General features: G+C 67.3%; 8 protein-coding genes, 1 tRNA gene and 3 pseudogenes. 10 read left to right on the top strand and 2 right to left on the bottom strand.

Features of this window, described 5'->3' with window-relative positions; all coding sequences use genetic code 11:
- Window positions 1–8: 8 nt before the first annotated feature.
- A complete protein-coding gene (locus ACWDNY_RS04220) occupies window positions 9–1121 on the bottom strand; it encodes a SchA/CurD-like domain-containing protein (protein ID WP_451644159.1) in 1113 nt (370 codons plus the stop codon).
- A gap of 213 nt (window positions 1122–1334) precedes the next feature.
- Between ACWDNY_RS04220 and ACWDNY_RS04215 the strand changes: the two are divergent.
- The 7 genes and pseudogenes from ACWDNY_RS04215 to ACWDNY_RS04185 all read left to right on the top strand — a co-directional run.
- Window positions 1335–2744 (top strand): annotated as a pseudogene (locus tag ACWDNY_RS04215) (FAD-dependent oxidoreductase); the annotation flags it as partial.
- Between the two features lie 309 nt (window positions 2745–3053).
- Window positions 3054–3227, top strand: a pseudogene (locus ACWDNY_RS04210) (aromatic-ring hydroxylase C-terminal domain-containing protein); the annotation flags it as partial.
- A gap of 1973 nt (window positions 3228–5200) precedes the next feature.
- Window positions 5201–5707, top strand: coding sequence for a DUF6932 family protein (locus ACWDNY_RS04205; RefSeq protein ID WP_451644158.1), 507 nt, complete (start codon window positions 5201–5203; stop codon window positions 5705–5707).
- 395 nt (window positions 5708–6102) lie between these two features.
- A complete protein-coding gene (locus ACWDNY_RS04200) occupies window positions 6103–6684 on the top strand; it encodes a hypothetical protein (protein ID WP_451644157.1) in 582 nt (193 codons plus the stop codon).
- A gap of 314 nt (window positions 6685–6998) precedes the next feature.
- Window positions 6999–7418 carry a hypothetical protein gene (locus ACWDNY_RS04195; RefSeq protein ID WP_451644156.1) on the top strand — a complete coding sequence of 140 codons (420 nt, stop codon included), beginning with the start codon at window positions 6999–7001 and terminating at the stop codon, window positions 7416–7418.
- 92 nt (window positions 7419–7510) lie between these two features.
- Complete coding sequence (locus ACWDNY_RS04190) at window positions 7511–8671, top strand: hypothetical protein (protein WP_451644155.1); 1161 nt, start codon at window positions 7511–7513, stop codon at window positions 8669–8671.
- A gap of 256 nt (window positions 8672–8927) precedes the next feature.
- Window positions 8928–9089: pseudogene (locus tag ACWDNY_RS04185) on the top strand (tyrosine-type recombinase/integrase); the annotation flags it as partial.
- A gap of 254 nt (window positions 9090–9343) precedes the next feature.
- Here ACWDNY_RS04185 and ACWDNY_RS04180 read toward each other — a convergent pair.
- Window positions 9344–9417, bottom strand: a tRNA-Thr gene (locus ACWDNY_RS04180).
- A gap of 233 nt (window positions 9418–9650) precedes the next feature.
- On the opposite strand from ACWDNY_RS04180, the gene ACWDNY_RS04175 reads away from it, so the two are divergent.
- From ACWDNY_RS04175 to ACWDNY_RS04165, 3 genes are all read left to right on the top strand, one after another.
- Window positions 9651–10787, top strand: coding sequence for an ABC transporter ATP-binding protein (locus ACWDNY_RS04175; protein ID WP_451644154.1), 1137 nt, complete (start codon window positions 9651–9653; stop codon window positions 10785–10787).
- Window positions 10788–11028: 241 nt separating this feature from the next.
- Complete coding sequence (locus ACWDNY_RS04170; protein ID WP_451644153.1) at window positions 11029–11481, top strand: hypothetical protein; 453 nt, start codon at window positions 11029–11031, stop codon at window positions 11479–11481.
- Between the two features lie 381 nt (window positions 11482–11862).
- Window positions 11863–12594 (top strand): nucleotidyltransferase family protein, encoded by a 732-nt coding sequence (locus ACWDNY_RS04165; RefSeq protein ID WP_451644152.1) that lies wholly within the window; start codon window positions 11863–11865, stop codon window positions 12592–12594.
- The last annotated feature ends 7 nt before the right edge of the window (window positions 12595–12601 follow it).

Raw genomic sequence — 12601 nt, 5'->3', positions numbered from 1 at the left:
GCCGGGCGTCAGGCCTGCGGCGCGGACCGGCGGTCGGTGATGAGGTCCATGCGGGCGCGCTCGACGACGCTCGCGAGGTCGCCCTCCGGCAGCGTCGTCAGCTCGGTCACCTGCGCGGGGTCCGTCAGGCCGAGGGTCAGGGCGATGTCGCTGTCCAGGCCGCCCCGGACGTCGATCAGCCGCACCACGACGTCGTCGCGCTCGAAGATCGTGCTGCGCAGCACCGGGCTGCGCGGGTCGTCCGCGGCGCGCTCGTCCCGCTGGGCGAGCAGCTCGGCCAGCTTCATGCCGAGACCGGGCCGCGCCGGGTAGTACAGGGCGTGCCGCTCGGCCTCCGGGCTCTCCTCGCCGACCGTCACGTGGTGCACGGCGGGCAGCGCCGCCCGGGTGAAGAAGACCCGCGAGGACTCCTGGTCGTTGAGGTCCCGGTGCTGCTCCAGATAGGGGTTGATGGCCTCCTCGACCGCCCGCACCTCGGGCTGCCGGGCCACGTGCCGCAGCGCCGCGAGCAGGTCGCCCCGCACCTCGATGGCCCGCACGACCCGGTTGCCGTGCATGAACAGGGAGGTGCGGCACAGCCGGGTGGTGTCGTCGACCCTCGGCTCGGGCGAGGTGTAGCCCGCCAGGATCTCGGCGACCTTCCGCTCGCTGCCCGGCTTGACCGTGAACGTCAGCGCGTGCCGGATCACCCCGTCGCCGATCCGGGGCGACGTCTGCAGCCGGCGCTCGGCGGCGCCGGTGCGCGCCTCCGTCTCGCGGACGATGTGGAAGCGCAGCGACCGGGTGTCCCGGATACAGCTGTGCATCGGTTCCACCATCCGCACGTGCTCCTCGCTGTTCACCCAGGCGAGGAACGGCGGCGCGCTCTCCCACTCGCTCGTGATGAGCCACTGGGAGGGGTTCTCGATCGACTGGCACAGCTGGTCGCTGACGTGCCCGGGAACGGACGCGACCTGGTTGCACAGCTGCTCGTACGCCTCCAGGAACTGCTGCTGGGCGCCGTCGTAGACGTCCACCAGAAGCACGACCCGGAGCCGGGAGCCGTCGAACACGGACTGGGACACCCGCTTCGCGGCCTGTCGCATCAGAGGTTCTGAGACTCGTTCAGACGTGGTGGTCATCCTGCGTACGTCTCCTTCGCGGGGCAGAGGGGAACGCCGGCCGCGGGTGACGCGACGTCAGCGTGATTTCGATCATGTGCCGGTCCCGGAAGGCGCGCGACTCGTGTGAACCACGCGGGTGATTGGGCCCGCCGACGCACGCGCGGCGGCCCCCAGGGGGGATGAACAGACCGTGCGCTCCACTCCCGCAACCCCCTGCTCATGGAGGAATCGATGCGCCAAGAAGCCGACCACCGGGTTCCCGTCCTCATCGTCGGCGGCTCACTGGTGGGCCTGTCCACGTCGCTGTTCCTGGGCCGCCTCGGCGTGCCGCACCTGCTCGTCGAGCGGCACGCCGGGACCTCCGTCCACCCCCGTGGACGAGGCAACAACGTCCGGACGATGGAACTCTTCCGGGTGGCCGGCATCGAGCCGGACATCAAGGCGGCGGCGTCCCTGCTCGCCGGCAACCACGGCATCCTGCAGACCCCGACCCTGGTCGGCGACGCCGGCGAGTGGCTTTTCAAACACATCGACCCGGGCGGGGGCCTGGCGAGGTTCAGCCCGACCGGCTGGTGCCTGTGCAGCCAGAACGACCTGGAGCCGGTGCTGCTGAGGGGCGCCCGCGCCCTCGGCGGGGACCTGCGGTACCACCACCGGATGGAGTCCTTCGAACAGGACGCCGACGGGGTGAGCGCGGTGATCGTCGACCGCGGCACCGACGAGCCCTACACCGTCCGTGCCGACTACCTCGTCGCCGCCGACGGCCCGCGCAGTCCGGTCCGCCGCAGCCTCGGCATCGGCCAGACGGGGCCGGGCGACCTGTTCGCCAACGTGAGCCTCACCTTCCGCTCCAAGCTCCTCGCCGACGTGGTGGGCGAGCGCCGCTTCATCTGCTGCTACCTCACCGACCCCGAAGCCGACGGCGCCCTGCTGCCCGTCGACAACGGGGAGCACTGGGTCTTCCACGCCCCCTGGCACCCGGAGCGCGGCGAGACGCTGGAGGAGTTCACCGAGGACCGCTGCGCGCGGCACATCCGCCGGGCCGTCGGGGTGCCCGACCTGGACGTGGAGATCACCGGAAAGGCCTCCTGGCGTGCCGCCGAACGGGTCGCAGACCGGTACTCGGCCGGCCGGGTCTTCCTCGCCGGCGACTCCGCCCACGAGATGTCCCCGACGGGTGCGTTCGGCTCCAACACCGGCATCCAGGACGCGCACAACCTGGCCTGGAAGCTCGCGGCCGTGCTCGGCGGCTGGGCCGGTCCCGGCCTGCTGGAGACCTACGACACCGAGCGCCGGCCGGTGGCCCGGGCGACCAGTGCCCGCGCCTCGGCCCGCTCCGTGGAGCACAGCCACCCCGGTTTCGCCCCCGCCCCCGGGGTCGGCGGCGGCCCGCGCGGCGGCATCCTCAACGTCGTCCTGGGCTACCGCTACCCCGGCGGTGCCGTCCTCGGGGCCGACCCGGAGCAGGAGATCGTGCCGGACGGCGTCCACCTGACCGGCGAGCCCGGCACCCGGGCCCCCCACATGTGGCTGCGCCGCCTCGGCCGGCGGCTGTCCACGCTGGACCTGTACGAGCGCACGATGGTGCTGCTCAGCGACGCGCGAGGCACGGCGGGCTGGCACGAGGCCGCCCAGCACGTCGCCGCGGAGGACGGCGTGGCGCTCCAGAGCTACCGGATCGGCGCCGGCGACGACGCCGATCTGACCTACGCCCCGGCGGACCCGGACACCGGAAACCGGCCGGCGGACGTGCCGGGTACCGACGGGCCCGGTGCCGGTGGCCCCGGAGCCGGTGGGCCCGGTGCCGGTGGGCCCGGAACCGGCGGCCCCGGAACCGGCGGGGGCGGACCGGCGGCTGGGCCTGCCGGGAACCGCCCGGCGGACGTGCCGGGTGCCGGCGGCCCCGGAACCGGTGGCCCCGGAGTCGGCGGGCCCGGAGCCGGCGGGCCGCCTGCGGGTGGTGCGGCGCAGGCGCCCGACTGGGCACGGGTCCACGGCACGACGCCCGACGGGGCGGTGCTGGTACGGCCGGACGGGTTCGTGGCGTGGCGGGCGCCCGGCGCCGTCCCGGACCCCGCGGCGACGCTGCGGCAGGTCCTGACGACGGTGCTGCGCAGGGACTGAGCACTCCCACGAAACTCAGGGGCCGCCCGCACCGCCCGGTGCGGGCGGCCCCTGTGCCTGGAGCGGCATCCCACGCGACAACCTAGGCCCGGGACCGCCGTTGAGGGTCACGGTGCTTGAGGCGGGGCGCTGCCACGCGCCCGCGGGCGGAATCCCTGCACGCCGCTCGGACCCTAGGGCGCACAAAAGTGCAATCCCCCGGAAGGGGGATGCCGTGGGCCTTAGCGGATGAGTATTCTGCGGCCAACGCCCGTGCTCACCAGGCACTGGCGGCACTTCCTTCGTTGCGAAGCGAGTGCCGCGCAGGGGGTCCATCCAACCGTGGGTGGCCCTGCCCTGCGCGGCATTCGCCGCGGTGGCGAAAGGAAGTCAAGTGAAGATCAGGGATATTGTTCCAGGGCTGCTCGCCAGAAGGGGCAGCACCGGTCACAACTCCAGAGTGGACGAGTGCACGAGTCCGCCGCCGTCATCCAGGGGCGGCCGACGCATTCGCAACATCAGATTCGCACGCGTTGTAAGCGGCATGGTCTTGCTACTCACTTTAGTCAAGGCCGGCCTGAGTGTACTGATTGTTATGGAAGATATTCACGACCGCGGCGGCATCTGCTCCTTTCACGTGGTCCACGAATATCGCTTGACTGAACAAATTGCGTGTCCCACCTTTACGGCTCATGGCAGTTCTTAACAGTCAGTCTATTATCTAGTCGGTTGTTACGGCCGAAAGCCCCTAGCTTGATCACCTAGGGGTTTTCGCGCCCGCCCGCACACGGATCCGGCGCCGTGCCGGTTCCTGCGGTCGGTCCATCAGTCTCAGCCTGCGGTTCTGGGCGCAGACGCGCCAAGCCTGCGCCCCCTGCCCCGTTCCGGTGCTCCCGGCGCCTCATCGGGGACGCGCGGTGCGATCATGCGATTCAGTGGCGGACCAGCGTGTCGATTCCTGTGCGGGGACACTGAACCCGAGCGCGATCCAGCAGCACCCTGGAGACGGACCGGCTCACCCACTCGACCTCAGGGCCACAATGCGCCAGCGACCGCGCAAATCCGCCGCCCGCTACCCGTACGGCTCGCAGATCACAAGCACCGACGGCACCGGGACCTGCCGGATTCCGCGATGACCGCCCGAGAGGAAACCGACGCATCTCCCGCATTCTTCGAGGCCGCACCTCAACCCGGATACAGCCATTGATTCCTGCGGCCCATCACGTGCTCACGGTTTTGCTCGGCCCCAGCCTCAGCCGCGCCCCGCGGCCTCCGCTCACGTGTCGTGCGTCGAGGCCGGCCGCGGGCGGAACGGTGCGGACGGGCCGGTGGGCCGCCAGGGGAAGGAGCCTAACGCCGGCGAGACCCGGCAGCAGCCACCACCGCCCGTACGGCGGCAGCCGGCGCACCGCCCGGGCGCCCGCCGTCGCCACGGGCGCCCGAAACGGCGGAACCCCAGGCCAGGCGGTGCCTGACCTGGGGTCCAGGGGAGCCCCCTGTCGGATTCGAACCGACGACCTACGCATTACAAGTTGTCCGATCTTGGTCCGTTTACGTCCGTAGGCGTCCGCCAAGGAAGCTATTGCCCTGGTCAAACAGGGCAGTACGCTACGGCGGACGCAGGCGGACGTGGCCGGACCAAGCGCCAAAGGAGACTGCAACTGAGACCGGCGGCCCCGGACGTTGGGGCAACCGCCGATGCGGAAGAAGCTTGCGGCCCGCAGATGGACGGCCCCTGAGATCGATTACCACCCTGGGGCTGAACTGTGGCTCTCTCTGGGGCGCGCCCTGAGGGTCAACATCCACCGCCGACCGCCCCCAGGAAGCCACCCGGTCTCTGTTGAACCCTGCTACATGAGGGCATCGTGTGGGTAACAAGGTCACTGGACGCCGCTCACGGCAGGGGAGTCGTCGCTAGGATCGTTGAGCTTTGCAGCAAGAGGGGGGATCGGGGCATCTTGAGTTGCTTGCCAACGTTGGATCCAGGGACCGGCATGCTGCCACCAGGCCGTTACGCAGCTTCGCCGGATGAGTTGTACAGGGCACTTGTGGAATCCACAGGCTCTGACGTGAGACGTCAAATCTGGGAAGAATGGACTGAGCACCGAGCGATAGTCGAGGCACTGGCAGGAGGGATCAGCCGCATGTGGGTAGGAGGCAGCTTCGTCAGCGACAAGCCTGACCCCAGCGACGTTGACGTGACCTACCTGTTGAGTGCGGGGGCCTATGACCGACTGGATCGGGAGACTCTGGCTTTCCTAGACGACCTCACCCTGCGTGGCTGGTGCGTCGAGCAAGGCATGCGTGTGGACGCGCTTCTCCTGCGACTGCCTGAGAGGCTCCCCGTCTCGCAGATGTCGCCGGGCCTCTTGGCTAAGGACTCAAGCGCCTCGTTCAGGGACCTAGGCCTCTACGATGAGGTGTGGCAGTGCATCAGACCGGCATCTGCCCACTCAGTACCCAGTGAGCTGCGTCGAGGATACGTGGAGGTGCTGCTGTGACACCGCGCGTACCGAGGCCTGATCCCACAGACGCCGAGGCCGTTCGTGCTTGGCTAAGAGGAATTCGCAACAACCTCACGCATGGAAGCCGAGAAACGCCAACCACGCCGGCTGAGTTTGCGGAAGTCCAGCGCAGCCGCCTGCTTGAGTCCATCGGAGGCATGGGGGCTCAACTGGAGCGCAGGCGCCTCGATGTGGCTTTGACCGGAGAACCAACCGCCAATCACACAGTGCCTGTTTCAACACTGGGCGCATTCCTGACCAACCTGCAGGAGTCTGTGTCGTCAGTGGCACAGGCTCTGGCGGGGCGTCCCACTAATGCAGCTTCCATTCCTCGTGATATCAGGGACGCTACAGCTCTAAGTGCGGCTGCAACATTTCCGTCATCTTTCGGAGTGGAGTTGTACGGGCCAGACACTGACACCGGCCAAGAAGACCTTTTCGGCGAGCCCTCGAGTAATCGACGGACACTTCTCGACGAAGCCGTAGATAAAGTACTAGACATCGTGGACCTTTCAGAAGGTGCTGGATTGTCGGACGAACTCCTGACGGACCAGTTGGCCCCTCTAGGGCAGCGCTCCATGAAACACATAGCACTGCTCACTGCCGGGCTGACCGACGCTCGAGTCGGCGTACGCGTTGCCTGGCATGCACCGGGCGACGGGATCAGAAATAGCACGTGGAGTCCTGCAGGCGTGCAAAGGGTGCGTTACCTATGCGAGCACAGCGAGTTCACTGAGGCGGAGATAGTGACTATCGTTGGCTGGCTGGGAGCTGCTAGTTCCTTCGACGGCAAGGTGGAGATTCGGACCGATTCAGGGGAAAGGATCCGCGCCAGCACCGGAGGGGAACTTACCGGTCAACTCGATAGGTTCTTCAACAAGCGTGTTGAAGCCGAGGTAGAGGTAACCAAGGTCCGCTTTTCTAGCGGAAGAGAGCGTAACAATTACTCCATCATCAACCTAGGGCATGCATAGTCGTAAATGCTCTACGCTTTCACCGAAGGCGTGCTCTGTACGATCGACAGAGCACGGGGCGCCACATCCGGCATGAAGGCAGCGATATATCGAGGCCACAATCCGCACGGCGGGGGCCTCTACCCGCCCATGATGAAGGGCGGTCACGTCGCATGGACCCCGCTATAACAGCGGCTCTTATCTCCAGTCCAGTCGCTTTGTTGGCGGCAGGGGCTGCATATAGTGCTGGCCACCTGCAAGGTCGAGGCGCCTACCGAGGTCCCGTGGATGCCGTGCGCCGCCAACACCAGCGAGATGCTTACGCTGCTCTCCTCATGGAAGCCCGCACCTACTGGCATAAGACCCTGTGGGGCCATTGTGCACAGCAAGCTGGTGAGCAGTTGGGCATTTCACTGCGGGACAGAGCCAGGCGCCAAGAAGTGAACAGCCGGGCTTTGCGCATCCAAGCTGAAGCATCCACTGAACCTTTGAAACTTGCTACGGCCGTCGTGCAACTCGAGGGACCCGAACATATCGCAGCCATCGCTCAGGAAATCGAGAATCATGCCCACAACGTGCGCTTCGACGCACTCCACGGCGAAGCACCTTACACGCTGTTCGACATGCTAGATGGAGACCCTGCTCCTACGAATGAGGGCCGTAACACGCATCTAGATCTACTGAACGCAATCCACACATTCACGACCGCCGCTCGTTCTCACCTCAACGACGACGGGACGGCGAGACAAAACTGATACGCCACTCTAAGTGCGAGCAGTGCTAGGCGCCGAGACCCTCGAATGTCACCCAATGGCGCCGTTTCAACACAATGAACTCAGGGGGCTCTGTGGACCTTTTCGCAGATGAACAGCTAAAAAAGCACATGGCAACCATCATGCATGCCATCAAGCCTGCTGACCCTGATGACCCGGGGTTCGCAATGACCATCGGTCGCCCCCGCCATCGACTCAGGATGGACCCGGATAGGCTTCCTGTCCCTGGAATCGTCCGAATAGCCCTTGAATTGCTTGAACTGCAAAACCTCGGATTTGGAGAGAAGCTAGCCTGGGAATACGCATTTAAGGCAGACGGCATCTCCTGCTCACTGGCTCATCAGAAATTTGGCCTCCGCCTGTACGTCGATCCTTCCACCCTGCCGTCCGAGGATGACGCTCAGGATCTTCTCAACCGCATCACGAAATTACTGGAAAGCGCACAGCGCAGTCTAGAGAAGCGCCAACTTAGGCAGTTTGCTGATGAGCAAATTCGCCAGGGCCGCTTGACGATCCGCAATCAGCACCGTCGGCTGCGCGAAATTTACGAGTACTTCCAAGAAGGCGCAGCCCTCGCCTTCGCCGGCCAAGGGAGGCTCGACGTCGACCTGCCAAGTGGAGGGCGACGTATCGCTCCTCGGGCGACTGAGGGATTCTATAACACAGTAGCTATGGTTTCCGCATACTTCAGCCTCATAGAGCACACTTTGGTACTACTGCTCCCATTCAAGGGCTTTGATCCCACGGAATCCGCACTGAAGGATTTCATCGGTGAGCGATGGGGAATCAAGTTCAGGAAAGTTTTCAGTGTCGATGCGGACCCAGCAGCAAAGGAGAACTTCGACACTCTCTACCGAATCGCCGAGGAATATCGCAATACATACGGGCATGGAGGGTTCGATAAAAACGGTTCGACTTTTCTGTTCCACATGGAAGATGTTGGAGCCCTCCCGGCCGTACTCAGCGACGTTCGCGGAAACTCACACTTCAGCTTCACCCCTGTCGACGCTGACGATTTCAACGACGTGAAGCTCGCATTCGACTCGATTGACGAATGGCTTAGCAAGGAAGCCGCCCCGTTGGGGATGAGGTGGATCGAGAGTGGTTTGGACGTTTACTACGATGAGAAATTCCGAGAGCAAGTAGCGTTGGCGATGGAGTCACCGGCGCTCTTCGACAACTTCATTGAATACTGCGGCTATCTAACGGATCAGGCTGCCAACATGGATTGGTGACAGGCACCACTGCAGGACGCATAGCCCCTGTGCTGCTCCACTCTGCCTAGCGCCGTGCCGGCGCAAATGGGCTGTCCGCGTCACGAGGTCAGCACCCGCATCTGTGAGGTCGAGTGTCACGGACGCTGGTGGACGAGTACTCGGCATCGCGCCAGCCTGAGACAAGACTGAATTCATCCCGTTCCTGCACGAGCACAAGGCCGGGCAAGAGGAGACGCGGGCCGCCGCCGGCGAGCTGTGGCAGGAGCACGATGTCGTGTTCTCCCGGCCGGACGGACGCCCGCTCGACCCGCGCGCCGACTACGAGGAATTCAAGGAGCTGCTCAAGGAGGCCAGGATCGATGACCGCCGCCTCTACGACGGAAGCCGCCACACCGCCGGCACCATCCTCAACGAGCTGGGCGTGGACATGCCCACGATCATGGAGATCCTCCGCCACACCCAGATCAGCCAGACCCGGCGGTACGTGAAGAGCCGGTCTCACCTGTCCAAGGACGCCATGCGGCGCATGGGCGAGTTCTTCGTGCCCGCCCCGCCGCCCCCACGGATCCGGGCCCCACTGAGACCAGAACTGAGACCGCCGACACCCGCGCGGCCCGCGCCCGGCGCCGCCGCCGCATCCGCTGACGACGAAACCCCAGGTCAGAGACATCTGACCTGGGGTTTCACCGGAGCCCCCTGTCGGATTCGAACCGACGACCTACGCATTACAAGTGCGTTGCTCTGGCCGGCTGAGCTAAGGAGGCGCGCACGGGCGTGCCCGTGCAGTGTACCCGCGTCGCCGCCGCGACCCGTCGAGGATTTCCACGGAGTTCACCGGCCCCGGACTGCTGACAGACCAGGTGAACGCCAGGTACCGTCCTGTGCCAGTTCACCTGTGTGGACTACACCACAACGGAATACACCCCGTCGTGGCTCACCACCTTCCTACAACGGATCGTCCGGCACGTTCCTGCCGGTAGAAGGGGGCCCATTCACCATGGCCACTGTCCAGTTCGACAAGGCGACCCGGATCTACCCGGGTTCCGACAAGCCCGCCGTCGACGCTCTCGACATCGACATCGCCGACGGGGAGTTCCTCGTCCTGGTCGGCCCGTCCGGTTGCGGCAAGTCCACCTCCTTGCGCATGCTCGCCGGCCTGGAGGACGTGAACGCCGGCGCCATCCGCATCGGTGACCGCGACGTGACGCACCTGCCGCCGAAGGACCGGGACATCGCCATGGTGTTCCAGAACTACGCGCTCTACCCGCACATGACGGTCGCCGACAACATGGGCTTCGCGCTCAAGATCGCCGGCGTCAACAAGGCGGTGATCCGGCAGAAGGTCGAGGAGGCCGCGAAGATCCTCGACCTCACCGAGTACCTGGACCGCAAGCCGAAGGCCCTCTCGGGCGGTCAGCGCCAGCGCGTCGCGATGGGCCGCGCCATCGTCCGTGAGCCGCAGGTCTTCCTCATGGACGAGCCGCTGTCCAACCTCGACGCCAAGCTCCGCGTCTCCACCCGCACGCAGATCGCGTCGCTGCAGCGCCGGCTCGGCATCACCACCGTGTACGTCACCCACGACCAGGTCGAGGCCATGACGATGGGCGACCGGGTGGCCGTGCTCAAGGACGGCCTGCTCCAGCAGGTCGACTCGCCGCGCAACATGTACGACAAGCCGGCCAACCTGTTCGTCGCCGGCTTCATCGGCTCCCCGGCGATGAACCTGGTCGAGGTCCCGATCACCGACGGCGGCGTGAAGTTCGGCAACAGCGTCGTCCCGGTCGGCCGTGACGCCCTCAAGGCCGCCGCCGACCGGGGCGACCGCACGGTCACCGTCGGCGTCCGGCCCGAGCACTTCGACGTCGTCGAGCTCGGCGGGTCCGTCGCCGACGCGCTGTCCAAGGACGCGGACAACGCCCCGGCCGGCCTGGAGGTGACGGTGAACGTCGTCGAGGAGACCGGCGCCGACGGCTACATCTACGGCACCGTCCAGGTCGGCGGCGAGTCCAGGGACCTGGTCGTCCGCGTCAGCAGCCGTGCCGTGCCGGAGAAGGGCGCCACGGTCCACGTCGTGCCGCAGCCGGGCGAGATCCACGTGTTCTCGACCTCCACGGGCGAGCGGCTGTCCGACTGAGACGCTCCCGCCGTCCCCTACCGGCTGAACCACCGGTACACCTACGGGTGATTCACCCCGGGTCGACGAAGAGGGCCCCGCGAACTGGCGCGGGGCCCTCTTGCGTTGCCCCGGCCGACCCGGCATACCGCCCATTTCGATCAGCGTGCGTCAACTCCCCGCTTCCCACAGGGGCGTTCGGCATCCCTCGAAGGGGTGACTAAATGTCGCCAAATCATCACTGGGCGCTAACCTCACTCGCGTGAAGCACTCCACCACCCCACAGACGCGTCGCGGCCGGGGCCCCGCCCGCCGGATCGGCCGCTCCCTCGCCCTCGTCCTGCCCGTCGTCCTGGTGCTCTCCGGGACCCTCGCGGTCACCCGAGTCAACTGGTCGGGGAACCCCTCGAACTCGGTGCTCACCGCGTCGGACGCCTCCGTGGCCGACGTCTCCCGGGCCCGCGCCCTGGCCCCGCAGGACGTGCTGCGCGACCGGCTGCTGACGGAGTTGCAGGACAAGGACCCGGGCGTCGCGCTCACCCACCTCCAGCAGGCGGTCAACGGCCGCCCGTCGCTGGCCCGGCACTGCTCCTCGATCGCCCGCACCCTGGGCCGCGCGGCCGTCCGCATCTACGGCCCCTCGCGCGCCCAGTCCTACGCCCGGCCGGTCTGTGACACCTCGTTCGCCTCGGGCGTCCTGGCCGCCCGCAGCTGACCACGCACGGGCCCCCCGGCCGGCCGGCCCCCACCGGACCCCCGGCCGGCCGCCCGCCGAGCCCCGTCCCACCCGGGGCTCGGCGGGGCCCGCACGAATTCGGCCGACCCGTACGGACTCCACCGAGCCCCGCGAGCGCCGCCCACAGCCTGGATAGGGGCGCGCTGAGTCCCGCGAGCGCCTCCCATCCCCGGCCAGGGCTGCGCTGAGCCGCCCGGACTCCGCTGACAGCGCCCGTCGGGCTCCGACGGGGCCTCACATGCCTCTGCCGCGTGCTCGCCCCCCGTCCCCGGCCGGACTGCCGGGTACCTCGCCGGCCGCTGCCGTCCCGGACCGGTCACGGCCTCGAGCCGCCCGCGCGGCGCCACGTACAGTTCGGGCATGACCCATCCGAACGCGGCGTCCCGCCCCACTCAAGCCGTGATCCTGGCCGGTGGCCAGGGCTCACGCCTGCGGCCCTACACCGACGACCGGCCGAAGCCCATGGTCGAGATCCCCGGCACGGGGACCCCGATCATCGGCCACCAGCTCGCCTGGCTCGCCGAAGAGGGTGTGACGGACGTGGTGGTGTCCTGCGGTCACCTCGCCGAGGTCCTGCAGAACTGGCTGAAGTCGGCGGACCTGCCCGTCCGCGTCGTCACCGTCGTGGAGAGCGAGCCCCTCGGCCGCGGTGGCGGCCTGCGTTTCGCCGCCGCTCATCTACCCCACCCCGAGCGGTCCTGGTACGCGACCAACGGCGACATCTGGACCCGCTTCTCGCTGCGCGACATGGCGGACTTCCACACCGAGCGCGACGCGGTGGCCACCCTCGCGCTGGCCCGCCCGCGGCTGCCGTGGGGCGCCGTCAAGACGGACGGCTTCGGCCACATCACCGACTTCATCGAGGCCCCGCCGTCCACCGTCGAGATCAACGCGGGCGTCTACGTCTTCTCCCCCGAGTTCGCCGCCCTGCTCCCCGAGCGCGGCGACCACGAACGCACCACGTTCCCGCGGCTGGCCCGTGAGCGCCGGCTGGCCGGCTTCCCGCTCCCGCAGGGCGCGTACTGGCGTGCCATCGACACGGCGAAGGACCTCACCGAGGCCGCCAAGGAACTGGCCTCGCTGAGCCGCTGACGCCCTC

The organism is Streptomyces sp. NPDC003697 (assembly GCF_053587115.1).
Note: the sequence above shows the minus strand (reverse complement) of the source record. Positions and strands in the feature narration are given on the sequence as shown.

What these genes read in the sequence shown, in the direction of transcription:
- ACWDNY_RS04220 (WP_451644159.1), bottom strand. Translation starts at nt 1,121, where the DNA reads ATGACCACCACGTCTGAACGAGTCTCAGAACCTCTGATGCGACAGGCC.
- ACWDNY_RS04205 (WP_451644158.1), top strand. Translation starts at nt 5,201, where the DNA reads ATGCTGCCACCAGGCCGTTACGCAGCTTCGCCGGATGAGTTGTACAGG.
- ACWDNY_RS04195 (WP_451644156.1), top strand. Translation starts at nt 6,999, where the DNA reads ATGGAAGCCCGCACCTACTGGCATAAGACCCTGTGGGGCCATTGTGCA.
- ACWDNY_RS04175 (WP_451644154.1), top strand. Translation starts at nt 9,651, where the DNA reads ATGGCCACTGTCCAGTTCGACAAGGCGACCCGGATCTACCCGGGTTCC.
- ACWDNY_RS04165 (WP_451644152.1), top strand. Translation starts at nt 11,863, where the DNA reads ATGACCCATCCGAACGCGGCGTCCCGCCCCACTCAAGCCGTGATCCTG.